General features: G+C 75.2%; 12 protein-coding genes and 1 pseudogene. 6 read left to right on the top strand and 7 right to left on the bottom strand.

The genetic code is table 11. From position 1 onward, the window contains the following. Position 1 precedes the first annotated feature (1 nt). A complete protein-coding gene (locus tag JE024_RS33520; protein WP_205377639.1) occupies positions 2 to 1,363 on the bottom strand; it encodes a bifunctional o-acetylhomoserine/o-acetylserine sulfhydrylase in 1,362 nt (453 codons plus the stop codon). A 427-nt stretch (positions 1,364 to 1,790) separates the two neighbouring features. After that, entirely contained in the window at positions 1,791 to 4,313 is a 2,523-nt protein-coding gene (locus JE024_RS33515) for a DUF4132 domain-containing protein (RefSeq protein WP_205377638.1), read from the bottom strand. A 201-nt stretch (positions 4,314 to 4,514) separates the two neighbouring features. Here JE024_RS33515 and JE024_RS41985 point away from each other — a divergent pair, with 201 nt between their 5' ends. The 3 genes from JE024_RS41985 (at position 4,515) to JE024_RS33505 (ending at position 8,041) form a co-directional block, all read left to right on the top strand. After that, positions 4,515 to 4,646 (top strand): hypothetical protein, encoded by a 132-nt coding sequence (locus JE024_RS41985; protein WP_280521581.1) that lies wholly within the window; start codon positions 4,515 to 4,517, stop codon positions 4,644 to 4,646. Positions 4,647 to 4,973: 327 nt separating this feature from the next. Beyond that, positions 4,974 to 6,200: an RNA-guided endonuclease InsQ/TnpB family protein gene (locus JE024_RS33510; protein ID WP_205378491.1), complete on the top strand. Its 1,227-nt coding sequence runs from the start codon at positions 4,974 to 4,976 to the stop codon at positions 6,198 to 6,200. A 185-nt stretch (positions 6,201 to 6,385) separates the two neighbouring features. After that, complete coding sequence (locus JE024_RS33505; RefSeq protein ID WP_205377637.1) at positions 6,386 to 8,041, top strand: WD40 repeat domain-containing protein; 1,656 nt, start codon at positions 6,386 to 6,388, stop codon at positions 8,039 to 8,041. On the opposite strand, the gene JE024_RS33500 is transcribed toward JE024_RS33505, so the two are convergent. Together JE024_RS33500 and JE024_RS33495 are read right to left on the bottom strand one after the other, a co-directional pair. Beyond that, positions 8,019 to 8,390, bottom strand: coding sequence for an STAS domain-containing protein (locus JE024_RS33500; RefSeq protein ID WP_205377636.1), 372 nt, complete (start codon positions 8,388 to 8,390; stop codon positions 8,019 to 8,021). The genes JE024_RS33505 and JE024_RS33500 overlap by 23 nt on opposite strands. Before the next feature lie 71 nt (positions 8,391 to 8,461). After that, entirely contained in the window at positions 8,462 to 9,754 is a 1,293-nt protein-coding gene (locus JE024_RS33495) for an MFS transporter (protein ID WP_205377635.1), read from the bottom strand. Positions 9,755 to 9,826: 72 nt separating this feature from the next. On the opposite strand from JE024_RS33495, the gene JE024_RS33490 reads away from it, so the two are divergent. Beyond that, positions 9,827 to 11,146, top strand: a complete 1,320-nt coding sequence (locus JE024_RS33490; RefSeq protein WP_205377634.1) for an aminotransferase class I/II-fold pyridoxal phosphate-dependent enzyme — start codon at positions 9,827 to 9,829, stop codon at positions 11,144 to 11,146. A 132-nt stretch (positions 11,147 to 11,278) separates the two neighbouring features. Beyond that, complete coding sequence (locus JE024_RS33485) at positions 11,279 to 12,184, top strand: universal stress protein (protein WP_205377633.1); 906 nt, start codon at positions 11,279 to 11,281, stop codon at positions 12,182 to 12,184. A 156-nt stretch (positions 12,185 to 12,340) separates the two neighbouring features. Here the strand turns inward: JE024_RS33485 and JE024_RS33480 are convergent. Beyond that, positions 12,341 to 13,702 (bottom strand): annotated as a pseudogene (locus tag JE024_RS33480) (GntP family permease); the annotation flags it as partial. A gap of 166 nt (positions 13,703 to 13,868) precedes the next feature. Beyond that, entirely contained in the window at positions 13,869 to 15,608 is a 1,740-nt protein-coding gene (locus JE024_RS33475) for an IlvD/Edd family dehydratase (protein WP_205377631.1), read from the bottom strand. Between the two features lie 130 nt (positions 15,609 to 15,738). Here JE024_RS33475 and JE024_RS33470 point away from each other — a divergent pair, with 130 nt between their 5' ends. Next, positions 15,739 to 16,413, top strand: coding sequence for a GntR family transcriptional regulator (locus JE024_RS33470; protein ID WP_205377630.1), 675 nt, complete (start codon positions 15,739 to 15,741; stop codon positions 16,411 to 16,413). Positions 16,414 to 16,453: 40 nt separating this feature from the next. Here the strand turns inward: JE024_RS33470 and JE024_RS33465 are convergent, their stop codons facing one another. Then, complete coding sequence (locus JE024_RS33465) at positions 16,454 to 25,987, bottom strand: type I polyketide synthase (RefSeq protein WP_244883346.1); 9,534 nt, start codon at positions 25,985 to 25,987, stop codon at positions 16,454 to 16,456. Positions 25,988 to 26,177 lie beyond the last annotated feature (190 nt).

Here is a 26,177-nt window from a genome sequence, read left to right as displayed (position 1 = left end):
CTCAGGACGCGCCCTTCGCCGCCCGGAAGCCCGCCTCCAGGTCGGCCTTCAGATCGGCGAGGTTCTCGATGCCGACCGAGAGGCGCACCAGCCCGGGGGAGGCGCCGGTGGCCGCCGCCTGCTGCTCGTCGAGCTGGCTGTGGGTGGTGGACGCGGGGTGGATGATCAGACTGCGGACGTCGCCGATGTTCGCGAGATGGCTGAACAGCTCCACCGCGTCGACGAACCGCTTCCCCGCCTCCGCACCGTCCCGCAGTTCGAAGGCGAGCACCGCCCCGCCGCCGCGCGGGAGGTAGCGCTGCCCGGCCTCGTACCAGCGGTTGGAGGGCAGCCCCGGGTAGTGGACGGCGGCGACCTCGTCGCGCCGCTCCAGCCACTCGGCCAGCGCCTGCGCGTTCGCGGAGTGCCGCTCGATGCGCAGACTGAGCGTCTCCACGCCCTGGAGCAGCAGGAAGGCGGAGTGCGGCGAGAGGGCGGGACCGAGGTCGCGCAGCAACTGCACGCGCAGCTTGACCGCGAACGCGCCGGGGCCGAGCGCGGGCCAGTACCGCAGGCCGTGGTAGCTGGGGTCGGGCTCGCTGAAGTCGGGGAAACGCTCGGGGTGGGCGCCGAAGTCGAAGGTGCCGCCGTCGACGACGACACCCCCGATGGTGGTGCCGTGGCCGCCGAGGAACTTGGTGGCCGAGTGCACCACGATGTCGGCGCCGTGCTCGATGGGCCGCAGCAGATACGGCGTCGGCACGGTGTTGTCCACGATCAGCGGGACGCCCGCCTCGTGCGCGATGTCCGCCACGGCCCGCACGTCCAGGACGTTGCCGCGCGGATTGCCCAGGGTCTCCGCGAACAGGGCCCTGGTGCCGGGCCGGATCGCCGCCCGCCAGGCCTCGGGGTCGTCCGGGTCGTCGACGAACGACACCTCGATGCCGAACCGGGGCAGCGTGTGCCGGAACAGGTTGTACGTGCCGCCGTACAGCGACGTGCTGGAGACGATGTGGTCGCCCGCGCCCGCCAGGGTGAGGATCGCCAGCGTCTCCGCCGCCTGCCCGGAGGCCAGCGCCACCGCGGCGACACCGCCCTCCAGCGCGGCGATCCGCTGCTCGAAGACGTCCTGGGTGGGGTTGTGGATGCGGGTGTAGATGTTGCCCGGTTCGGCGAGCGAGAACAGGTCGGCGGCGTGCCGGGTGTCCCGGAACACGAACGACGTCGTCTGGTAGACGGGCGTCGCCCGGGCGCCGGTCGTCGGGTCCGGCGCGGCGCCGGCGTGCACCTGCTTGGTCTCGAAGGACCAGGCGGAGGTGTCGGGCCCGGCGGGCTCCTCGTCGGGGGTGTGGCCGGCGGTGACGGAGTCGATCGGCTGGCTCATGGTGGTGCTCCCTTGGTGCGGGCGTACGTCGGAGGAGACACCGCTGCGCTCCCGCCGCAGGACGCGGAGCGGCGCGGAGGGGAGGCAGGGTGGAGGATCCGCGCGGCCGCGCGCCCGGAAGCGGGCGGCGGGCGGGGCGGAGCGGTGCGAAGGCGGTTCAGATGCCTGAGCGAGTGGTCAGCGTCAGGCGGAACAACCCGTGGTGGTGACACGCACGTAGTCGACGTGGCGGCGGGTCACGAGCACGGTCATGGAGCCAGGTAACCACACCCCGGCCCCGGAGCGCCAGGACAACTCCCCTCGTACGCAGGTGCGATGGGCTCCCCGGGCGGGGCGCGCCGGCCGCCCGGGCAGACGGATCCGCCCGGGGAGACGGCATCCCCGTGGGGCCCGGGGAGACGGCACCTCCGTGGCGCGCGCCCCCGCGTCAGCGTTCGCCGGTGAGGGTTCCGGGCAGGGCGGGGAACGCGGGGTCGTGGACGGTCTCGTCCTCGGCGAGCAGCAGCACCGTGCCGAGGACGGCACCCGTCGCCCCGTCCTCGTCCGCGAACGGCAGGAACAGGCGCGGATGCGTGGCGGCGGCGAACGCGGCGGGCAGCACGCAGGGCCGGTCTCCCGGCTCGATCCGCACACCGCCGCTCGCCAGATGCACCCGGTAGGTCGCCCGGGTGCCGCGGACCAGGGCGCTGTGCCCCTCGACCGAGACCCGGCTCAGCCCCAGCTCGGCGACGAGTGCCGTCAGCACCTGCGCCCGGCTCGCCGCCACCGCCGTCGAGGAGTCCTCCGCCTGCCCCGTGCCGGCGACCGACACCACCAGGTCCAGGTCCCGCATCGCCTCGGAGAACACCACCGGCGGCACCTCGGCGGGCGGCACGGCCGCGCCGCCGTCCCCGCTCCCGGCGCGGAGCCGGCCGGTGAGGAACCGCAGTCCGCCGACGACGACGGGGCCCGTGCCGAACCAGCCGTGGACCTCGCAGCGCAGCGCCGCCGTCAGGCCCCCGCCGACCGCACGGGTCGCCTGGTGGTCGGCGTACTCGCTGTGAGTGCTCCAGCCCCGCCCGGAGAGCAGCCGGCCCGCCACCCTGCCGTCGACGGTCCGGCCGGCGAACCGCCGCGACTCCTGGCCCGCGTGTTCCGCGGCGGTCGGCAGGTACACCTCCCGGAACACCTGCCGGACCGGCTGCCGGAGCCGCTCGCGCACCACCCGGCCCTGCCAGCCGGCGAGCGACCCCGCCGCGAGCAGCTCCACGGGGTGGACGGCGCTCACACCGCCCGCGGCGTCGACCTCGCCGAGCAGCCCGACCGCCCCCGCCGCGTCCCGCCAGACCAGCCTGCTCAGCATCGCCGCGCCCGCGGGCAGCGACAGCAGCCGCGCCAGCTCCTCCGCGGACAGCGTCCCCGCCGTGGCGACCAGACGCTCCACCAGGCCCGACCGCATCCGCCGGGCCTGCTCCCGGAGCCGCTCCTGATGCTCCCGCAGCTCCCGGTAGGCGGCGTCGGAGCGCACCGCGGCCGGCACCGACTTCAGCGCCCGGCCGTTCCTGCCGACCTCGATCACCGGATCGTCGTCGTCGAAGCGCAGCACGGCACGGTAGGCGCCGATCTCCGCCTCGGCGGGGGCCGCCTCGACGAGGCGCGCCTCGCAGTCCCACTCCAGACGGCTCGCCTCCGCCACCCCGGCCACCTGCGCCAGGTGCTCCAGGGCGACCGCCACGGCGGCGGCGTGGCTGTGCCGGCGGTTCGGCCCGAGGGCGGCCCCCTTCCGCGCGGACTCGCGCAGCGCCAGGTAGCGGTCGAGGACCGTCTCCCCCTCGGCGAGGGGGAGCATCCCGTAGGCGGCGACCCCGTGCAGCGCGTGGTGCCGGAAACGCCGCAGGACCTGCGCCCGGTTCACGCCGACGACGGCCTCGGCCATCTCGTGCGGCACCAGTTCCAGCAGCCGCAGCGCGTTGTCGTGACCCGCGGCCGCCACGGCGCCGAGGACGGCGTCCCGGTCCCGGCGGACCACCTCGTCGGCCGGCATCGCACGGATCAGGCGCAGCAGCCCGGCCGCGGAGCCGAGACCGAACAGCGGCAGCAGCGCCTCCGCGTCACCCGCCTCCAGCCGCCACCCGAACACCCGCCGCCGCTCCGGCTCGGGCAGCTCCCGCGCCAGGGCGAGCAGCTCCGCGCGTTCGCCGGCGGTGAGCTCCGCCGCGCCGAGATGGGCCGCGGCCCGCGGGTCGCCCCGCCACTCCAGGGCCGCCCGCACGAACCGCAGCCCGCGCGGGACGAGGACCTTGGGCAGCTCGTCCCAGCCGGCCGGTGCCGGGCCGGTGACAAGGCGCCAGGTCAGCGCGTCCACCTGTGCCCGGACGGCGTCCGCGCACGCCTTCGGCGGACCGGGCTCCCCGCCGGACGGCGTGCTGCCGACGATCGCGTGCCCGAGGTGGAGGTCGGCGAGGAAGGCGTGCTCGACCACGGCGGCGTCCAGCGCGCCCGCCGCGTGCAGGGCGTCCAGGACGCGTGCCACCGCCTCCCGGCCGAGGTCGCTCAGCGGGGAGGTCACCAGCAGCCGCAGCAACGGCACATCGGCTTCCGCGGCGGCCCGCTCCGCGACGCCGTCCAGCGGCAGCCTGCGGAGGGGCTCACTGCCGAGGAGCGCGGCGAGCGCCGCCCGCCGGCCGGCCGACGGCCACGGGGCGCCGAGCAGGGCGGTGACGGCGTCGGCGGGGGCCACCGGGAAGGCGGTGTCGTACAGCGCGTCGAGCTCCGCGACCACATCGCCCAGGTGGGGCCGCAGATTCCCCAGGACCCGGTCGTCGCCCTGCTCGATCCGGCGCAGCACCGTGGCGGCCAGCTCGCGCAGGCCCGGCAGGTCGCCCGCCGCCACCGCCGACCGCACGGCACGCGCCAGGTCCCCCAGGGCCTCGCGCTCCTCGCGGACGGCGTCGGCGTAGATGTCCGGCACACCGCGCTCCACCGCCGTCACCCGCCGCTCGGCGCGACGGCGCTCCGGAAGCCGGCCGGATCACCCGCGCGCACCTCGGTCTGCGTCATGGGCGTCACCCTAGGACAGGGGTCCGACAACGCCGGCCGCCGGTCAGCGGCGGGCCCACGACACGCGCTGACACACCGTCAGGATGGTCACCGGGCTGCCTCGGCTGCGCACATGGGCCAGGACGACAGCGAGGACCCCCGGCGGCGCCACCTCCCGGCGCACAGCCCGGCCGCCCCCGCGGGCGGCGCGGTGCCGACGGCGTCGGACTCGCTCGACTGGCTCAAGGAACGCCTCTACCTCTGATCTTGGTCAGTGCTCCGCCCTTCAGGGCGGGGGTGAGGACGATCTTTTACCGGGAGGCGCGTAGTGCCGGAGTTCTCTGCGTTTCCGGGGTGACAGTCAGGCAGGCTGCTTCTGGTTGTCGATGTACTGCTTGACCACGGTCGGCGGTGGGCCGCCGCAGCTCCCGGCGAAGACGAGCCGCACTGGAAGTGTCCGCCCCACAGGCACCGGCGCAGGTGGCTGTCGTGCTTCGTGCGCTGCATCCGGGCCGAGACACCCTGGAGCGAGTTGACCAGCTTCGAGAGCTGGGTCTTGTGGGTAGTGCACCAGCGGATATGGTTGATCAACATGCAGCTTCGGTACAGCTTCCGCGTGTACCCGAGCGCCGGGCAACGCACAGCGTTAGCCCGGGCGTTCGGGTGTGCTCGGGTGGTCTTCAACGACGCGCTTCGCGTCCGTGAGACCGCCCGTGCCGCTGGGCTGCCGTTCGTTGCCTCTGGCGAGCTGTCCAAGCAGCTCACCGCTTCGAAGAAGACCTCTGAGCGGGCATGGCTCGGCGAGGTGTCCTCGGTTGTGTTGCAGCAGTCCCTGAGGGACCTGGACACGGCCTACAGGAACTTCTTCGACGGCCTCAAGGGCAAGCGCCCGCGCGTGGGTGCGCCCCGGTTCAAGTCCCGCAAGGACACCCGTCAGGCGATCCGCTTCACCGCGAACGCCGGGTGGAAGATCACGGCCGGCGGAAAGCTCCGGCTTCCGAAGGTCGGCGACGTGTCCGTGAAGTGGTCCAGGTCGTTGCCGTCAGTCCCGTCCACGGTGACCGTCATCAAGGACAGCGCGGGCCGGTACTTCGCCTCGTTCGTGGTCGAGACCGAGCCCGAGGCGCTGCCCGCCACGGACGCAGCGGTCGGGATCGACCTGGGCCTGACCCACTTCGCGATCCTCTCCGACGGCACGAAGATCGACTCCCCGCGCTTTTTGCGCCGGGCCGAGAAGAAGCTGAAGAAGGCACAGCGGAATCTGAGCCGGAAGGCGAAAGGCAGTAACAACCGGGCGAAGGCCCGGATCAGGGTTGCCCGCGCCCACGCACGGACCGCCGATGCGCGGCGCGAGTTCCACCACCAGCTCTCCACCAAGTTGATCCGCGAGAACCAAGCGGTCGCAGTGGAGGACCTGGCGGTCAAGGGGCTTGCCCGAACGCGTCTCGCGAAGTCCGTTCACGACGCCGGATGGTCGGCGTTCACTACGATGCTGGCGTACAAGGCCGCCCTGTACGGGCGCGCCTTCCACCGCATCAAACGGTTCGAGCCCACGTCTCAGGTCTGCTCGGCCTGCGGCGTCAAGGACGGCCCCAAGCCCCTCAACGTCCGGGTGTGGATGTGCGGGGCCTGCGGGACCGTCCTGGACCGGGACATCAACGCGGCGGTCAACGTCGCCAAGGCCGCCGGACTGGCGGTCACTGCCTGCGGAGCGCGGGTAAGACCGGGACACATCCCGGCGCAGCGCGAAGAAACAGGAACCCACCCGAAGCCCCAGCCGGTGACCACCGGCAGGCAGACGGGAATCTCCGCCCCTTAGGACTCCGTTGGGAACGGAGTTCTTTAGGACGGAGAGGATGTCAAAACGTCGTCCACATCGAGCCTGACCCCGGCCTGCTGCCCGGAGCGCTGCGCGGTCTGGTCTCTCGCTGCCTGGCCAAGGATCCCGCGCTGCGCCCCGGCCCGGCCGCGATCCTGGAGGCCGTAGGCCGGATCGCGCCCGCGGTGCGGCCCTGGCCCGCCGCCGTGCACGACCTGATCGACGCCCAGCACGCGGACGTGCTGCGCGTGCTGGGCCTGCGGGAGGACGAGAGCACGCTGGTCACGGAGTCCGGCACGCTGGCGGTGGTGCGCACCCCACCGGGCGCGGACACCTCCCGCACGGCCCCGTCCGGGAGCGACACCCCGGTGGGCGGCTCCTTCGCCGACCTGCCGACGGCGACCGCGGTCCCCTCGGAGCGGCGGCCTCGGGAAGGCGCATCGGGCACGGGCGCCCCCGGTGGCGCGGGCGCCAGGGGTGCGACAGCCGGCACGGGCGGCGCCCCCTCGGACGGGGCGAGAAACCCGGCCGGCTCAGGCGGTCGGGCGGCGGGCGGCGCCGATGCCCCCGGCGAGGCAGGCGTCTCGGGCAGCCCCGTCGGCACCCCGGGCGAGCAGGGGGCGCGCGGGGCGGGCGACCCCGGTGCCGTGGACGGCACCACCCCGGGCGGGCGACCCAGCAGGCGGACGCTGCTGTTCGGCGCCCTGGGGGTGGGCGGGGCCGCAGCCGCGGTCGCCGTGCCGCTGGTCCTGGACCGCGGGAGCGGGGGCTCCGGCCGCGGGGCGTCGGGCGCCGGCTCCTCGTCGAAGTCACCGTCCCCGTCCGCGAGCGCCTCCCCCTCGCCCTCCCCGTCCCCCTCCTACGAACGGACGTCCAACGCCCTGGCCTCCGCCGAGTCGGGCACCATGCTGAGCGCCGGGCGCTTCGGCAAGGACGGCCGGTTCCTCGCGGTCGGCGACCGGGACGGCTTCGTCGAACTGCGCGACAGCTCCACCCTGGAGGTGCTGGCCACGCTCCGGAACGAAGCGAGCGCGGCCGAGTCGGGGGTCGGGGACCTGCGGTTCAGCCCGGACGGATCGCTGCTGGCGGTGGTGGACGACCACGCTGCGGTCACCTTGTGGGACGTGGCCTCCCGGAAGGTCGCGGCGACGCTGCGCGGCGACAGCGCCCAGGTGGAGACGACGGTCGCGGACTGTCTCGCCTTCAGCCCGGACGGGCGCACCCTCGCCTACGGGGCGGACCGCACCGTCGTGGTGTGGGACGTCCCCTCGCGCCGCAGGATCGCGCGGATGACGGACTCCGCCGACCCCGAGGCGGAGTACAAGGCCGAGGACTACATCGGCGCACTGGCCTTCGGCCGTGACGGACGCACCCTCGTGCACTGCAACAACCTCGGCAAGCTGCGCTTCTGGGACCTCGGGCGGCGAAGGGTCACCGCCACCGTGCGGGAGCCGGTGGACTCCATCACCGATCTCGCCGTGTCACCGGACGGCAGTCTGCTGGCGGCGGCCACCCCGGAGGGAGTCAGCATCCTGCGCACGGACACCCGCAGGGTCACCGAGCGGCTCGCCTTCAGCAGCCGGACCGCCTTCGCCGTGGAGTTCAGTCCCGACGGCAGGCGGCTGGCCGCCACGGAGGAGGGCGGGAGGGTGCAGGTCTGGTCCACCGGCGGCTGGGAAGCCCTCGCCACCTTCGAGCGGCCCTCGGACACCCCGGACGGCTATCTCCGGGACGCCATGGCGAACGGCACCGTCCCGCAGGGGCTCTCGTTCGACCCGCGCGGTGACCGGCTGCTGGAGACGTTCGACTACCACCTCGTCATCTGGACGCTCCCCCGCTGAGGCACGGGCCCGGCGGCAGCCGGCCGCCCGGTGCCGTGTCGTCGACTATCGTGAACAGCTTCCGCGTCCCGGAGTGCACGAGCATCCGGTTCATCACCGAGGGCAGCGGCCCCAGCAGGACCAGGGACGTCCGGGCGGGAAGCAGCACCCTCAGCAGCGCGCAGTCGGCGAAGGCTACGGCGCGGCAGTCGACCACCACCCGCCGGACGGCGACCGGGACCTCCCGCAGGGCGTCGCCCACCAGAGGGGCGGTCGCGACGTCGAACTCGCCCGCCAGCACCAGCCGTACCCCGCCGCCGTCGTCACTCCGCACACCGACGGTCGCCGACTCGTGCGCACGCTGTCTCATACGGTCACGGCCCCTTTCGCTCCCCCGCCTCTCCTGTCCCCCGCCCTCGGCTTCTGCCCCGTGACACCACGTCACACCTGAGGAGCCCCGAGGCTTCGTTTTCCGGATACCGGCCGGACCGGCTCGCGCGGCCGGACCAGGCGGTGCTGGACGAGGCAGGCCGTGAGGAGTGTCGCGCCGAGGAGCGGCCAGGCCGCCGCGCCGGCGGTGACGGCGGCCCCGACCACGAGCGGGCCGAGGCTGCGCTGGGCGGACTGGGCGAGGCCGTGCACGCCGACGTAGGCGCCCTGCGCTTCGGCGGGGGCGAGGGCGACGGAGAGTTCCCAGGAGGTCAGCGAGTGCAGGATCTCGGCCAGGGTGAAGGCGGCGCCCGCGAGGAGGACGGCGCTGGTCGCGAACCACGGGCCGCCCCGTGTCGAGGCGGCGAGCGCCACGCCGCCGGCGAGGAAGGCGGCGCCGAGCGGCAGGAGCAGGCGGCGGGCCTCTGCGGTCGTCCCGGCGAAGCGGGACAGCGGCACCTGGAGTGCGACCACCATGACGCTGTTCAGGACCAGGATCAGGGGCGCGAGGCCGACGGGGGCCTCGGTGGCGTGGACGATCCAGAGCGGGAAGCCGACCTGGAGCACGCTGTCGTCGAGGAACAGCCAGACCTCCGTCGCGGTGAATCCCAGGTACCGGCGGTCGCGCCACGGTGTGGCCGGCCGTACGGGCGCGTCCGGGGCGGTGCCGGAGGTGGTCACGACCAGGCCGGGCGCGGTGGGTTCGGCGCAGGTGAGGGTGATCGCGGCGACGGCGAGGTAGGACGCGACGTTGCCGAGGAGCAGTACCTGGTAGGCGGTGGCGGTGCCGACGGTGAGGACGGCCGCGGCGCCGGCTCCGCCGACGGCCCATCCGATGTTGACCGCCGTGCGCTGGATCGCCTGGTAGCGCACGCGCCGCGGTCCGGCGACGCGTGCCGCGAACAGTTTGGTGAGCACGCTGGAGGCGCGGTCGGGCAGGGCGCCCAGTGCCGAGTACAGCATCAGCGGCAGGAAGTCGTGGGTGGTCAGCAGGGCCGCGAGGGCCGCGCCCCGGGCGAGCTGGGCGACGACCAGCAGGCGTGTCACGGGGAAGCGGTCGGCCAGCCGGCCCGCCAGCGGGGGGCCGGCGATGCCGAGGACGCCCGCGACTCCCATCAGGGTGCCGATCTGACCGATCGACAGATGCGCGACGTAGACGAAGTACAGGGTCGAGGCGCCGGCCCACAGTCCGGTGCCGATCTTGTCGACGACGGCGACCAGCAGCATCCGTCTGCCGTCCCGGCCCCCGGGTATCGCCGTGGCGATACGCCGTACGAGCGGTGTGCGGCCCTGCTTCGGCTGCATCCGTCCCCCCTCCACGCCCGGCGGTCGCGCCGGACGTTGACAGATCTTTTGTATCGGTACAGACTTGCTTCTGTGGCAGAACAATATGGGATCACCGGCGGAACGGCCAGGGAGATCGCGGCCTCCGTCGAGAACGGTGTGAGCGCCGGCGCGCTCGGGCCCGGCGCCGCCCTGCCCCCCGTGCGCCGGCTGGCCGGGGAGCTGGGCGTCAGCGCCGGCACGGTCGCGGCCGCCTACAAGGAACTGCGCGACCGCGGGGTGGTCCGGACGCTGGGGCGCGGCGGCACGGTCGTCGCGGCCGCGCCCGCCGTCGCCTCCCGGCGACCCCCGAAGGTGCCCGCCGGGCTGCGGGATCTGGCGGGAGGCCATCCCGACCCGGCCTGCCTCCCGGTGCTGCGCCCCCCGGCCCGGCTGGAGCCCGTGCCCGGCTCGCACCGCGCCGCGCCCCGCCTGCCCGCGCTGGAGGAGGCCGCCCGCGCCTGGTTCGCCCGCGACGGTGTGCCCGCCGAGGCCGTGACCTTCGCCCACGGCGCCCTCGACTGCATCGGACGGCTGCTCGCCACCGGGCTGCGGCCCGGCGACGCCGTGGCCGTGGAGGATCCCGGCTTCCACCATCTGCTCGACCTCGTCCCGGCGCTCGGGATGCGGATGCTGCCCGTCGAGGTCGACGACGAGGGCATGCGCCCCGAGGGCCTGCGCTCGGCGCTGCGCGCCGGGGCGCGGGCGCTGGTGTGCAGCCCGCGCGGCCAGAGCCCGCTCGGCGCCCGCTTCACCCCCGCGCGCCGGGAGGCGCTGCTCGGGGTCCTGCGCGACCACCCCGACGTCCTGGTGGTGGAGGACGACCACAACGCCGAGATCTCCGGCGCGCCCGCCGTGACGCTGGCCTCCGGCGGGCTCCCCCGCTGGGCCCAGGTGCGCACCGTCTCGAAGCACCTGGGCATCGACCTGCGCTGGGCGGCCCTGGCCTGCGACCCCGCCACCCTCGCGCGCCACGACGGGCGGATGCTGCTGACCTCGGGGTGGGTGAGCCACATCCTCCAGAGCACCGTCGCGGACCTGCTCACCGATCCCGCCACGACACGTCTGGTGAGCCGGGCGGCCGAGACCTACACCGTCCGCCGTGAGGCGCTGCGCGCCGAGCTCGCGCGGCACGGCGTCGGCTCCCGCGGGGTGAGCGGCCTCAATGTGTGGGTCCCCGTCCGGGACGAGTCGGCCACCGTCAACGGCCTGCGCACCCGCGGCTGGTGGACGGCGGCCGGGACCCGCTTCCGCATCGCCTCCCCGCCGGCCGTCCGCGTCACCACCGCCTCCCTCACCCCCGACGAGGCGCGCGCCTTCGCCCGCGACCTGGCGGACACCCTGCACGAGTCGGAACCGGTCTACGGAGGCTGACGCCCGTCACGGAGCGCACGGCGCCGGGCACCGGGCAGCACGGGTGGCAGGCGCCCTGTTTGCTGCGCACCCTGGAAGGGTGACGGGGCCGCCGGCCCGGGCGTCATGGATCCCACGAGACAGGGGGACGGTGTGCGACAGCCCGTCGTCGTCGGAGTGGACGGCACGTCCGACAGCCTGATCGCGGCCGGCTGGGCCGCCGGGGAGGCCCGGCGGCTCGATGCGCCGATGGTGCTGCTGCACGGCCACGTCCCGCAGTTCGGCTACAACAGGATGCTCTCGGGCGACATCGAGGACGAGCGCCGGGCCGCGCGGCGGCTGCTGGACGACTCGCTGGCGTGGGTGCGCGAACACTTCGCCGACGTCGAGGTGAGCGGCGAGGTGGTGGCGCAGCCGGAGGCGGACCTGCTCGTCGAGCGCGGCCAAGGCGCCCTGATGCTCGTGCTCGGCTCCCGCAGGCCGGGCCCGGTGACGGGCTTCCTGCTCGGGTCGGTCGGGCTGCGCGTCCTCGGCCGGGCCGCCTGCCCGGTGGTCATGATCCGCGGCGGCACGGCGAGCCGCCGCCCGCAGGACGGCGAGATCGTCGCCGGTGTGCCCCAGGCGGAGGAGGCCGAAGGCGTCCTGGACTTCGCCTTCCGGACCGCCGCCGCACGCGGGGCCCCGCTGCGCGCGGCCCGTGCCTGGAACCTGCCCACCCTGTTCACCTACGAGCCCGGGCTGCTCGGGCGGTCGGACGAACTGGGCGGTCTGGAGGAGGTGCACCGCCACGATCTGGCGACGCTGCTGGAACCGTGGCGCAGGCGCTATCCGCAGGTGACCGTGGTGGAACACGTCGAACTCGGTCCCGCGTCGGAGATGCTGGTGACCCTCGCGGCCGCGGCCCAGCTCCTGGTCGTCGGCCGCCGCGCCCGGCCCCGCAGCCGCTATCTGGGGCATGTCGCCCACGCGACCCTCCACTTCGCCGACGCGGCGATCGCCCTGGTGCCCCACCGGGTGGACGAGGGCGCGGACGACGAGGGCGACGACACCGACGAGTGACGGGCCACGCCGGGGCCGGCGCGTGCCCGGTCGCCCGGCGGACCCCGGCGGTCACCCGGGGCGGCCTGTCGGCGTCGTGTCCGCGACTGCCCGGCGACCGGGCGGGCGAGGCGCAGCCGACGGGTGGCCGAGGGGCGGCCTACCGTCGGTCGACGGTCAGTTGACGAAGACTCCCACGAGAAGGACCGTGGCGAAGCCGGTGCAGCCGACGGCCGTCTTCATGACCGTCCAGGACTTGAGCGTGTCCGCCACCGACATGCCGAAGTAGCGGTTGGCCATCCAGAAGCCGGAGTCGTTGACGTGGGAGAACGCCGCTCCCCCGCAGGCGATCGCGATCGTGGTCAGGGCGATCTGGGCCGAGCCGGCGTTCATGGCGTGGGCCAGCGGTGCGCTGAAGGTGGCGCCGGTGATCATGGCGATCATTCCGGAGCCCTGGCAGATGCGCATGACCGACGCGGTGAGGAAGCCGAAGACGGCCAGGGGGATGCCCGCGTCCTTCATCGACTCGGCGAGGACCGTGCCCAGTCCCGATTCGACGAGCACACCGCCGAAGGCGCCGCCGGCCCCCGTGATCAGGATGATCTGGCCCGCGGGGCCGAGCGCCGAGCCGGCGAGTTCGCGCAGCTCCGCCGTGGTGGCACCGCGGCGCAGGCCGAAGAACCACAGCGTGTAGAGGCAGGTGAGCAGCAGCGCGATGACCGGGTGGCCGACGAAGGCGAGGGCCGTGCCCCATGCCGAGTCCTCGCCGAGGGCCTTGTCGCCGACGGTGCCGAGCACGATCAGGGTCAGGGGAAGCAGCAGGGCGCCGACGACGGCGCCGAAGCCGGGCAGCACCCTCTCCTCCGGCTTCCCGGCGTGGCCGGGGCCGCCGTCGTCCCGGCCCGTACCGCCCTCGCCCGCACCGTCCTCGGTCACCTCGCCCCCGGTCGTGCCGCTGCCGCCGCCGGTGACGCCCGCGACCTGGAGGTGGGCGGGCACGGGGACGAAGATGCGCCGGGCGATCAGCCGGCCGAACAGCGGTCCGCCGACGACGACCGCGGGGATGCCGCACAGGATGCCGAAGAGGATGACGAGGCCGAGGTCGGCGTCCATGATCCCGGCGGCGGCCAGCGGTCCGGGCGACGGCGGCATGAAGGTGTAGGCGCAGCTCAGGCCGGCGCACAGGGGGATGCCGTAGTACAGCAGCGACTTGCCGGTGCGCTGGGCGATGCCGTAGAGCATCGGCACCAGGATGACGATGGCGACGTCGATGTAGACCGAGATCGACACCAGGAAGCCGGCCGCGGCGAGGCCCCAGGCGATGTTCCGGTCGGAGAACTTGCCGGCCAGCGTCGTCGCGATGCGCTCCGCCGCGCCCGCCTGCTGGAGCACGGTGCCGAAGACCGCGCCGAGACTGATCACCAGGGCGAGTTGGCCCAGTGATCCGCCCATCTCCTCGACGACCAGGTCGATCAGGGCGAGGGGGCTGGTGCCGACGGCGAGTCCGAAGGCGAGGGTGGTCACGAGGAGGGCGAGGAACTCCCTGCATCTTGAACTTGATCACCAACAGCAGGAGGAGGGCGATCGCCGCTGCCGCGGCTGTCAGTGTCCACGTCGAACTGGCCATGTCATCTCCGTTGATGCGGCTCGGTGGAGGGGAGAACGGGTGCGGGCGCGGGGCCGGTGGCTGCGGGGCCGGTCCGGGTCAGCGGGTGCGGGGAACGGATCCGCGGAAGGTCTCGGCCTGGAGGAAGCGGAAGTCGACGCCCTCCTCGGCCTGGGTGACCTGTTCGGTGAACAGGCGGGCGTATCCGCGGGCGGGCGTGGGCGGTGCGGACACCGGGGAGAGCCGTGCGCGCTCGGCGAGTTCGTCGTCCCCGACGTCGAGGTGCAGCGTCCGCTCCGAGACGCTCAGGCGGATCGTGTCGCCGTTGCGCACATGGGCGAGGGTGCCGCCGAGCGCGGCCTCGGGTGACACGTGCAGCACGATGGTGCCGGCGGCGGTGCCGGACATGCGTCCGTCGGAGATGCGGACCATGTCCTTGACGCCCTGGCGGGCGAGCTTCCTGGGGATCGGGATGTATCCGGCCTCGGGCATGCCGGGGGCGCCGAGCGGTCCGATGTTCTTCAGGACCAGGATGTCGTCGGCCGTGACGTCGAGGTCCTCGTCGTCGATCCGGCGGGCCAGGTCGGCCGCGTCCTCGAAGACCACGGCCCGGCCCCGGTGTTCGACGAGACGGGGACTGGCCGCGGCCTGCTTGATCAGCGCGCCGCCCGGTGCGAGGTTGCCGCGCAGGACGGCGAGTCCGCTGCCGGGGTGGATCGGCGAGCCCAGCGGGCGGATCACGTCCTGCTCGAACGGGGCCGGGGCGTCGTCGAGTTCCTCGCCCAGGGTGCGTCCGGTGACCGTCAGCGCGTCCAGGTCGAGCAGGTCGCGCAGCTCGTGCAGGAGGCGGGGGACGCCGCCCGCCCGGTGGAGGTCCTCCATGTAGTGCTCGCCGGCCGGTTTGAGGTCGACCAGCACTGGCGTCTGGCGGCTCATCCGGTCGAAGGCGTCGAGGTCCATGCGGTAGCCGAGCCGTCCGGCGACGGCGGCCAGGTGCACCAGGGCGTTGGTGGAGCCGCCGAGTGCGAGCACCACGCGCAGCGCGTTCTCGAAGGCCGCGGGGGTGAGGATCCGGTCGACCGTCAGCCCGTCGCGGGTCAGGGCGACCGCGCGGCGGCCCGTCCGCTCGGCGATCCGCATGCGGTCGGCGGTCACGGCGGGCGGGGTGGCGCTGCCGGGCAGTGCGATCCCGGCGGCCTCGGCCACGCAGGCCATGGTGCTGGCGGTGCCGGCGACCGAGCAGGTGCCGACGCTGCCGACCAGGCGGCCGTTGACGTCGCCGATCTCGCTCTCGTCGAGCTCGCCCGCGCGAAAACGCCCCCAGAACGCACGGCAGTCGGTGCAGGCTCCGACCGTCCGGCCGCGGTAGGAGCCCGTGAGCATCGACCCGGTCACGAGCTGGACGGCCGGCTTGCCCGCCGAGGCGGCGCCCATGAGCTGGGCGGGGACGGTCTTGTCGCAGCCGCCGATGAGCACCACGGCGTCGACCGGCAGCGCGCGGATCATCTCCTCGGTGTCCATGGCCATCAGGTTCCGCAGGAACATGCTGGTCGGGTGGGAGAAGGACTCGTGCAGCGAGATGGTCGGGAACTCCACCGGGAATCCGCCGTCGAGCATGACCCCGCGCTTCACGGCCTCGATCAGCTGGGGCATATTGCCGTGGCAGGGGTTGAACCCGCTGCCCGTGTTCACGATCCCCACCACGGGCCGGTCCAGCACGTCGTCGGTGTATCCGGCGCCCTTGATGAACGCCTTGCGCAGGAACAGCGCGAACTCGTCGTCGCCGTAGCTGACCAGGTTGCCGCGCAGTCCCGCCGCCGGCGTGTCCTCGGCCGTCACCCTTGCCTCCAGATTATTGATAATCTCATCGAAAGTAGGTCGGGGCATGGAATCACAGCCTCCGGGACGGGGCAAGGGGCGTGCGAAGATGGGCCCTCCGGCACCGTGACGCGAAGGAGAGCCAGGTTCCGTGACAGCCGAGCACGCACCGGATCCCAGGGCGGCCTCCAGCGGCGAGGTGACCGACCTGCTGGAGGAGGAGATCGTCCTGGGCCTGCGCTACCCGCGCGAGCGCCTGGTGGAGGACGAACTGATGGAGCGTTACGCGGCGAAGAGGCATGTCGTCCGCAGCGCCCTGAAGGAGCTGGAGACGCGCGGGCTCGCCGTGCGCAGGCCGAACGTCGGCGCCTTCGTCCGCGCGTACACGGCGAAGGAGGTGCACGACATCTACGCGGTGCGCGAGCTGCTGGAGGTGCACTGCGCCCGGACGATCGGCCTGCCCGCTCCCCCGCGCGCGCTGGAGGAGCTCGTCGCCGTCCAGCGGGAGCACGACAAGGCGATCGACGCGGGGGACCTGCGCGGCGTGGTGCGCGCCAACACCGCGTTCCACCGGGCCCTGTTCGCCCTCTCGGACAACGAGGCCCTGGTAGGCGACATCGCGCGGCACGCGCAGATGACCCACGCCATCCGGTCCGTCACCGCGACCTCACCGCAGTTCCAGCGCCGTTCGCAGCAGGAGCACTGGACGATGATCAGGGCCCTGGAGGACGCCGACACCGCGCTGCTCGCCGAGACCTGCCGGGCCCACCTGATCCCGTCCCGGGACGCCTACCTCCAGCGCGTCGCCCAGCCCCCGGCCGGCTGACGGAGCCGGACGGGGACCGGGCGACGCGGGGGCCGGGCCGTCACTCGCCCTCCAGCTCCTTGTCGATCAGGGCGAAGATCTCGTCGTCGTCCGCGGCGGCGGCCAGGTCGTCGTGCCCGCCGGACCGCAGCAGGTCGTCGGCGCCGCCGACCTCCGTCAGCAGCAGGCGCAGCCGCTCGGCCACCGCGCCCCGGTCCTCGCCCGCGACCGCGGCGACGGCGGTGCGCAGCCGTTCGATGTCGGCGAGGACGGCCGCGGCGGCATCGGGGGTGTCCGGCTGCGGGAAGAGCTCGGTCAGCAGCCGGTCGGCCAGCCGTTCGGGTGTGGGGTGCCGGAAGATGACCGTGCTCGGCAGCCCGAGGCCGGTGGCGGAGTTGATGCGGTTGCGCAGCTCCACGGCGGTGAGGGAGTCGAATCCGACCTCGCGGAAGGGCCGGTCCTCCTCCACCTCGTCGGCGTCGGTCAGGCGCAGCACCGTCGCCGCCTGGGTGCGGACCAGTTCGAGCAGCGCGTGGCGGCGCTCCTCGGGGGCCGCGCCGGCGAGCCGCCTGGCGAGGCTCGCGTCGTCGGCGCCCACGGCCGGGGACGGGGCGGCGGCACGGCGGCGGCCGGTGCCGGCCAGCGTGCGCAGGACGGCGGGCAGTGCGTCGGCGCTCTGCTCCCGCAGGGCGGCGATGTCGAGCCGGGCGGCGACGGCACAGGGTTCGTCGGCGGCGAGGGCCGCGTCGAACAGGGCGAGTCCGTCGGCCGACGCGAGGGGCGCGACGCCGGTCCGCGAGAGCCGTCCGACGTCCTGGCCGTCGAGGTGCCCGGTCATGCCGCTCGACTGCTCCCACAGGCCCCACGCGAGGGACACGGCCGCGCGGCCCCGGCGCCTGCGGCGGGCGGCGAGGGCGTCCAGCGCGGCGTTGGCGGCCGCGTAGTTGGCCTGTCCCGCCGTGCCGAGCACTCCGGCGACGGAGGAGAAGAGCACGAACGCGTCGAGGTCGGTGCCGGCGGTCAGCTCGTCGAGCAGTTCGGCGGAGCGGACCTTGGCGCGCAGGACCCGTTCCACCTGCGGGGGCGTCATGGCCTCCACGGTGGCGTCGTCGAGGAGTCCCGCGGTGTGCACGACGGCGCCGAGCGGCCGGTCGGCGGGGATGCCGGCGAGCAGTGCGGTGAGCGCGTCGCGGTCGGCGGCGTCGCAGGCGACGACGTCGGCGCGGGCGCCGAGTTCGCCCAGTTCGGCGGCGAGGGCGGCGGCGCCGTCGGCCTCGGGGCCGCGCCTGCTGGTGAGGAGCAGGTGGCGGACGCCGTGCCGGGTGACGAGGTGGCGGGCGACGAGGCTGCCCAGGGTGCCGGTGCCGCCGGTGACGAGGACGGTCCGGTCGGGGTCCCAGCTGTGCGGCAGGGTGAGGACGATCTTGCCGAGGTGGGTGGCGCCGCGGAGGGTCTCGAAGGCCTCGGGCGCGTGCCGGATGTCCCGGCTGCCGATGAGCGGGAGGCGCACCTCGCCGTCGGCGAAGGGGCCGGCGAGCCGGGTGAGCCCCTGGTGGATCCGGTCGGGCTCCTCGGCGAGCAGGTCGAAGTAGAGGTAACGGACGCCCGGGTGGGCGGCGGCGACGGCCTCGGGGTCGCGGACGTCCGTCTTGCCCATCTCGACGAACCGGCCGCCGCGCGGGAGGAGGCCGAGGGAGGCGTCGGTGAACTCGCCGCTGAGGGTGTTCATGACGACGTCCATCCCGGCGCCGTCCGTCGTGGCGAGGAAGTGCTCGCGGAAGGAGAGGTCCCGGCTGGAGCCGATGTGCGCGTCGTCGAGGCCGAGTTCGCGCAGGAAGGCGTGCTTGCCGGGGCCGGCGGTGGCGAAGACCTCGGCTCCCGCGCGACGGGCGAGCTGGAGGGCGGCGAGGCCCAGCCCGCCGGTGGCGGTGTGGACGAGGACCCGGTCGCCCGGTCCGAGTCCGGCGCCTTCGACGAGGCCGAGCCAGGCGGTGAGGAAGACGACGGGGGCGGACGCCGCCTGGCGCAGGGTCCAGCCGTCGGGGACGTGCGCCAGGGTGCGGGCGTCGGCGACGGCCAGGGGCGCCATGGCGTCGGGCAGCAGCCCCATCACCCGGTCGCCGACCGCGAACCGGGTGACGCCCGGTCCGGTCTCGACCACCGTGCCGGCGCCCTCCACGCCGATGCCCTCCAGCCCGGGCACCATGCCCAGACAGACCACCACGTCGCGGAAGTTGAGGCCGGCGGCCGCCATCCGCACCCGTACCCGGCCCGGCTCCAGCGGCCGGGCCGCGGCGGGCGCGGGCAGCAGGGCGAGCCGGTCGAGGGCCCCCTCGGCGGTGACACCCAGCCGCCAGGGCCCTTCGGCGGGCGCGGCGAGGACACGGTCCGCGGGGCGGGCGAGCCGCGGGACGGTCCGGCTTCCGGTGCCCGTCCGCACCTCCGGTTCGTCCCCGGCCGCCGCGGCGGCGTCCGCGTCGGAGGATCCGGCGGGCAGGTGGACGAGGGCGAAGCGCCCCGGGTGCTCGGTCCGTGCGGAGCGGACGAATCCGGCGACGGCGGCTTCGGCCGGGCTGTCGCCGTGCACGGCGAAGACGAGGGTCGAGCGGGCGGACCGCTCGTCGGCGAGCCACGCGCGCACGGTGCGCAGCGTGTGGCCGACGGCGGCGGCCACGTCGTCCGTGGCCGTGACGCGTGCGACGACGGTTGGCGGGAGGGGGTCGGGGAGTTCGTCGCCGTAGAGGCACCAGTCGACGGAGCCGGTGTCGGCCCCGGTGTCCGGGGCGGGCACCCAGGCGACCCGGTACAGGCCCTCCGGGACGGTGTCCGCCGGGCCGGCGGCGGCGGGCGCCTCGCGCAGGACCAGGGCCTCCACGTCGGCGAGCGGCCGGCCGCTCGCGTCGGCCACGGTCACGGCGACGGTGGCGGTCCCGGTGTCGCCGTCGGTCCCGGGACCGGCCGGGACGATGCGCACCCGGGCCGCGGTGGCGCCGGTGGCGTGGAGTTCGACGCCGGACCAGGCGAAGGGCAGCGCGGGGCGGGCGGCGCCCGCGTCGAGGCGGTCGAGGAGCGCGGCGTGCAGAGCGGCGTCGAGCAGCGCCGGGTGCACCCCGTAGGCGTGCGCCTCGGCGTGCCGGGCGTCGGGCAGGGCGACCTCGGCGTAGACGGCGTCGTCGCGTCGCCAGGCGGCGGTGAGCCCGCGGAAGGAGGGGCCGTACTCGTAGCCGAGGGAGGCGAGTTCGGTGTAGAGCTTCTCCAGGGCGACCGGCTCCGCGCCCGGGGGCGGCCAGGTGGTGAGGTCCGGGACGGGGGCCGGGGCGGCGGTGCGGGAGGGCGCGAGGGTGCCGGTCGCGTGGCAGGTCCACGGGATGTCCGGGGCGCCGTCCGCCGGACGGGTGTGCACGGTGAAGGGGCGGGCGCCGGTGCCCTCCCGGGGCTCGCGCACGGCGATCTGGAGGCGCACCGGGGAGCCGTTGCCGGGCAGCGGCAGGGCGGCGTGGAGCGTGAGGTCCTCCAGCCGGGCGCAGCCGACCTGTTCACCGGCGCGCAGCAGCAGTTCGACGAAGGCGGTGCCGGGCAGCAGGACGTCGCCGGTGACGGCGTGGTCGGGGATCCAGGGCGCGGTGGCGCGCGAGAGGAGTCCGGTGAGCAGGGCCCCGTCGCCGTCCGCGAGGCGTTCGACGGTCGCGGCGAGCGGGTGGTCGCCGGCCGCGGGGCGGGCGGTGGCGCCGTCGAGCCAGTGGCGCCGGTGCTGGAAGGCGTAGGTGGGCAGATCCACCACGGCGGCGCCGGGGAAGGCGGGACGCCAGTCGACGACGGCGCCGCGGACATGGGCCTCGGCGAGCGAGGTGAGGAAGCGGCGGGGTCCGCCGTCGTCGCGGCGCAGGGAGCCGACGGCCGTGAGGGAGCCGTCCGCGGTCTCCGCGACGGCCATGGTGAGCACGGGGTGCGGGCTCATCTCGACGAACAGGCCGTGCCCTTCGGCGGCGAGCCCTTCGACGGCGGTGGTGAACTCGACGGTGTGCCGCAGGTTGCGCACCCAGTAGGCGGCGTCCAGGCCGGCGGTCGCGACGACCTCTCCGGTGACGGTCGAGTGGAACGGCACGTCCGGCGTGCGGGGGCGCACCGGGGCGAGGATCTCCAGGAGTTCGTCGCGCACGGAGTCGACGTGCGAGGAGTGCGAGGCGTAGTCGACGGCGATGCGGCGGACGCGGACGCCCTCCGGTTCGAGCAGCGCGAGGAAGGCGTCGAGGGCGGCGGGCTCGCCGGAGACGACGGTGGCGGAGGGGCCGTTGACGGCGGCGACCTCCAGCCCCTCCCCGACCTCGGCGAGGCGGGCGCGGACGGTGGCCGCGGGGAGCGCCACCGACGCCATGCCGCCGCGCCCGGCGAGGCGCCGGCCGATGACGCGGCTGCGCTCGGCGACGATCCGGGCACCGTCCTCCAGGGTGAGGGCGCCCGCGACGACGGCGGCGGCGATCTCGCCCTGCGAGTGTCCGACCACCGCGGCGGGGGTCACTCCGAAGGACTCCCACAGGCGCGCCAGCGACACCATCACGGCCCAGGTCGCGGGCTGCAGCACGTCCACCCGGTCCAGGTCGCCGGCGAGTTCGGTCCGCAGGTCCCAGTCCGTCCAGGGTGCGAGCGCCTCGGCGCAGGCGTCGAGCGCGGCGTCGAACACGGGGTAGGCGGCGGCGAGTTCGCGGCCCATGCCGGACCACTGGGCACCCTGGCCGGGGAAGACGAACACAGGCCCGGCTCCGGTGCCCGCGGCGGCGCCGGTGACCGTCGTGCCGGCCGGCGCGCCGTCGGCGAGGGCGGCGAGCGCGGGCAGCAGGTCGTCCCGGTCGCCGCCGATCACGACGGCCCGGTGTTCCAGGGCGGACCGGGTGGTGGCGAGGGAGAGTCCGACGTCGGCCGGGTGCGGGGCGCTCTTGCCGGACAGGCGGGTGTGCAGTCGCCGGGCCTGGGCGGCGAGCGCGGGCGCGGTACGGGCGGAGAGCGCCCAGGCGACCGGGGTGTCCGCGCCGTGGGGGGTGGCGGGGGTGTCCGCGCGGTCGGCGGCAGGGGTGGCCTCCGCACGGTCGGGGGCAGGGATGTCGCCCGCGCGGTCGGCGGCAGGGACGTCGCCCGACGCGGCCTCCTCCAGGATGACGTGCGCGTTGGTGCCGCTGATGCCGAAGGAGGAGACGGCGGCCCGGCGGGGCCGGCCGCGGTCGGGCCAGGTCTCGGCCTCGGTCAGCAGCGACACGGCGCCCGTGTCCCAGTCGACGTGGGGAGACGGCTCACCGGCGTGGAGGGTCTTGGGCAGTGTGCGGTGGCGCAGCGCCATGACCGTCTTGATGACGCCGCCGACACCGGCGGCGGCCTGGGCGTGCCCGATGTTGGACTTCAGCGAGCCGAGCCGCAGCGGATGCGCGGGGTCGCGGTCGGCGCCGTACGTGGCGAGCAGGGCCTGGGCCTCGATCGGGTCGCCGAGTGTGGTGCCGGTGCCGTGCGCCTCGACGGCGTCCACGTCGTCGGGGGTGAGCCCGGCGCCGCGCAGCGCCTGCCGGATGACCTGCTGCTGGGCGTCGCCGTTGGGCGCGGTGAGGCCGTTGCTGGCGCCGTCCTGGTTGACGGCGGAGCCGCGGAGCACGGCGAGGACGCGGTGCCCGTGGCGGCGGGCGTCGGCGAGCCGTTCGAGGACGACGACGCCGACCCCCTCCGCCCATCCGGTGCCGTCGGCGCCGGACCCGAAGGCCTTGCAGCGGCCGTCCGCCGCCAGACCGCGCTGCCGGCTGAACTCCAGGAACATGCCGGGGTGCGGCATGACCGTCACCCCGCCGGCGAGCGCGAGGGAGCAGTCGCCCTGGCGCAGCGCCTGGGCGGCGAGGTGCAGGGCGACCAGGGAGGACGAGCAGGCTGTGTCCACGGTGACGGCGGGACCGCGCAGGCCGAGCCCGTAGGCGACCCGTCCGGAGAGCACGCTGCCCGCCGTCCCGGTCAGCATCTGCCCCTCGAAGCCTTCGGGTGCCTCGTGGAGGCGTGTGCCGTACTCCATGGCCATGGCGCCGGCGAAGACCCCGGTGCCGGTGCCGCGCAGGGCGGCGGGCACGATGCCCGCGCGCTCGACGGCCTCCCATGACGTCTCCAGCAGGAGCCGCTGCTGCGGGTCCATGGTGCTCGCCTCGCGGGGCGAGATGCCGAAGAACGCGGCGTCGAAGTCGGCGGCCCCGTCGAGGAATCCGCCGTGCCGGACGTACGAGGTGCCGGGGTGCTCCGGGTCGGGGTGGTACAGCGCGTCGAGGTCCCAGCCGCGGTCGGCGGGGAACGGGCCGATGGCGTCGGTGCCGTCGGCGACGAGGCGCCAGAGGTCCTCCGGCGAGGCGACGCCGCCGGGGAACCGGCAGGCCATGCCGACGACGGCGATCACGTCGTCGTCCTCGTCGGCGGCCGTCGCGGGCCCGTACGCGCCGGAGTCCCGGTCCGCGGTCCCGAGCAGGTCCTCGTGGATCCGGTCGGCGAGGGCGGCCGGGGTGGGGTGGGAGAACAGCACCCCGGAGGGCAGCCGCAGACCGGTGGCCCGGGACAGGCTCTGCTGGAGCTCGACGGTCATGTGGGAGTCGAACCCGGCGTCCTTGAAGGTCGCTTCGTCGTCGACGCGCGCGGCGTCGGTGTGGCCGAGGACGGCGGCGGCGTGGCGGCGCACGAGCTCCAGCAGGCCGCGGCGGTGCTGCTGCGGGGTCCGGCCCGCGAGGTGGGCGAGCGGTGCGGCGGAGGGCGTGTCCGGGTGCCGGGGCTCGGTGGGAGGGGCGGTGGGCACGGGGGTGGTGCTCCCGGCGGTGAGCCAGTGGCTCTCGCGCTGGAAGGCGTAGGTCGGCAGGGGGCCGCGCCGGGCTCCCGGCCGGTGGAACAGGGCGTCCGCCGCCACGGGCAGACCGCTCGCCCAGGCGGCGGCCGCCCCGGCGAGGAAGCGGTCCCGCCCGCCGTCGTCCCGCTTCAGCGACCCGATCACCGCGGTGGCGCCGGAGTCCTGGAGCCCGACGGCGAGGACGGGGTGGGCGCTGCACTCGACGAAGGCGGTGAGCCCGTCGGCGATCAGCGCCCGGACCGTGGCCTCGAACTCGACCGTCCCGCGCAGGTTCCGCACCCAGTACGCGGCATCCAGCGTGTCCGTGTCGATCAGGCCGCCGGTCACCGTCGAGTAGAACGGCACGGTGGCCGAGCGGGGCGCGACCGGGGCCAGCACCTCCAGCAGCTCGTCGCGGATGGACTCCACATGGGAGGAGTGGGAGGCGTAGTCCACCGCGATCCGCCGGACCCGCACACCGTCTCCCTCCAGCATGCTCAGCAGCTCGTCGAGCGCGACCGGCTCACCCGAAACCACCGTCGAGGAAGGCCCGTTGACGGCCGCGACCGCGAGGCGGTCCCCGTAGCCGTCGACCTTCTCGCGCACGGCCTCCGCGGGCAGGGCAATCGATGCCATACCGCCCCGCCCCGCCAGCCGTTCACCGATCACCCGGCTGCGCTCGGCCACGATCCGCGCACCGTCCTCCAACGACAACGCGCCCGCGATCACGGCGGCGGCGATCTCGCCCTGCGAATGGCCCACCACCGCGGCCGGAGTCACACCGAACGACTCCCACAGCCGCGCCAGCGACACCATCACCGCCCACGACGCCGGCTGCACCACATCGACGCGGGCGAGATCCCCCGCGAGCTCGGTGCGCAGATCCCAGTCCGTGAACGGCCCCAGCGCCTCCCCACACGCGTCGAGCGACGCGGCGAACACCGGGAAGGCGTCCGCAAGTTCCAGCCCCATCCGCGACCACTGCGCCCCCTGCCCCGGGAACACGAACACCGGGGCGGGCGGGCCCGTGGGGGCGTCGCCGCCGGTGATGCCGGGGTCGGGGAGGCCGTCCGCGAGGGCGGTGACGGCGGCGGTGAGCCGGCCGAGGTCCTCGCCCCGCACCACGGCGCGGTGGCGGAAGGCGGTGCGGGTGGTGGCGAGGGAGTGGCCGATGTCGGCGGGCACGGCGTCCGGGTGGCGTGCCAGGTGGTCGCGCAGGCGCGCGGCCTGGTCGCGCAGGGCCTCCGGTCCGGCCGCCGAGAGCGGCCACAGCACGGTGCCGGTGGCGGTGGACGGCTCGGCGGGGGCGGGCCCGTCGCTTCCCGGGCCCTCCACCACCACATGGCAGTTGGTGCCGCCGAGTCCGAAGGAGGAGACGCCGGCGACCGGCGTGCGCCGGGGCTCGGGCCAGGGTGTGAGGGCCGTCTGGACGCGGAGGCCCAGGGCGTCGAGGGGGATGCGCGGGTTGGGGGTGGTGTGGTGGAGGGTGGGGGGCAGCTCGCGGTGGCCGGCGCTCAGCAGCACCTTGAGCAGGCCGACGATGCCGGCGGCGCCTTCCAGGTGACCGATGTTGGTCTTGACGCTGCCGACGGCCAGCGGGGCGCCGTCGGGCCGCAGGGTGCCGAGGGCCGCCCCGAGGGCCGCGGCCTCGACCGGGTCGCCCACGGGCGTCCCGGTGCCGTGGAGTTCGACGTAGTGGACGTCGGCCGGGTCGGTGCCGGCCCGCCGGTGGGCGAGCCGCAGGACGTCCTCCTGGGTCTCGCGGCGGGGCACTCCGAGCGCGTCGCCGTCACCGTCGTTGTTGACCGCGCTCCCCCGGATCACACCGAGGATCCGGTCGCCGTCGGCACGGGCCAGGTCGAGGGGCTTGAGGACGAGGACGGCGCCGCCCTCGCCGCGGACGTAGCCGTCGGCCCGCGCGTCGAAGGTGTGGCAGCGGCCGGTGGGGGACAGTGCGCCCATCCGCTCCGACGCGGCCGTCGAGCCGGGGCCGGCGATCAGGTTGACGCCGCCGACGAGTGCGGTGGTGGCCTCCTCGGCGCGCAGCAGTTCGCAGGCGAGGTGGACGGCGACGAGGGAGGACGACTGGCCCGTGTCGACGGTGAGGCTGGGGCCGTTCAGCCCGAGGGTGTGGGAGAGGCGGTTGGCCAGCATCGCCCGCCGGGTGCCGGTGAACGAGTGGTGGGTGAGCGCCTCGGGGCCGCCGCCGTGGGTGAGTTCGGCGTAGTCGTCCCAGATGGCGGCGGCCAGCACGGCCGTCCGGCTGCCGCGCAGGGCGGCGGGGAGGGTGCCGGCGTTCTCCAAGGCCTCCCAGCCGAGTTCGAGGAGGAGGCGCTGCTGCGGGTCGGTGGCGGCGGCCTCGCGGGGCGAGATGCCGAAGAACCCGGCGTCGAAGGCGTCGATGCGGTCGAGGTAGCCGGCGACGGCGGGGGCCCCCGCGGTGCCGCGGCCCTCGGGCAGTGCGCGGACGGCGTCGCCGCCGGAGCGGAGCAGGTCCCAGAACTCGTCGGGGTCCGCGGCGCCGGGCAGCCGGCAGGCCATGCCGATCACGGCGACGGGGGCGACGGGTCCGGCGGGCGCCTTCGGTCGGCGGGCCCCCGGGCGGCCGGCGGAGTCCCGTCCCCCGGGGCCGCCGGCCGGGGCGGGGCCCGTCGCGGCGGCCGGCTCCGCCGCGGCCGTGCCCGGCCGGCCGGTGGTGGTCTCCGGCCGGTCCGGCGTGGGCCGCGGCCCGGATCCGTGCGCCGTCGACTCGTCGTTCCTCATGCCCTCAGCCCCCGCTGACCCGGTGGTCCCGTTGGTGGTGCGGCCTGTCTGATGCCGTACGGCGCCCGTCGGACGCCGGTCGTCATTCTGTGCGGGTGCCGGACGGTCCTGCCCTGGTGATCTCCCCCGGCCACACCCCCAGACTTTCCCGGGGACCGCGGGGCGCCGCCGCCCCGGGGGCCCGGGGTCC

This window comes from Streptomyces zhihengii (genome assembly GCF_016919245.1).
GTDB lineage: Bacteria > Actinomycetota > Actinomycetes > Streptomycetales > Streptomycetaceae > Streptomyces > Streptomyces zhihengii.
The sequence above is the reverse complement of the archived record's forward strand: the minus strand, read 5'-3'. Positions and strand labels throughout refer to the sequence as shown.

Bases quoted from the DNA above. Each gene is read 5' to 3' on its own strand.
- JE024_RS33510 (WP_205378491.1), top strand. From the start codon at position 4,974: ATGCAGCTTCGGTACAGCTTCCGCGTGTACCCGAGCGCCGGGCAACGC.
- JE024_RS33520 (WP_205377639.1), bottom strand. From the start codon at position 1,363: ATGAGCCAGCCGATCGACTCCGTCACCGCCGGCCACACCCCCGACGAG.
- JE024_RS33465 (WP_244883346.1), bottom strand. From the start codon at position 25,987: ATGAGGAACGACGAGTCGACGGCGCACGGATCCGGGCCGCGGCCCACG.
- JE024_RS41985 (WP_280521581.1), top strand. From the start codon at position 4,515: ATGGGCCAGGACGACAGCGAGGACCCCCGGCGGCGCCACCTCCCGGCG.
- JE024_RS33495 (WP_205377635.1), bottom strand. From the start codon at position 9,754: ATGCAGCCGAAGCAGGGCCGCACACCGCTCGTACGGCGTATCGCCACG.
- JE024_RS33500 (WP_205377636.1), bottom strand. From the start codon at position 8,390: ATGAGACAGCGTGCGCACGAGTCGGCGACCGTCGGTGTGCGGAGTGAC.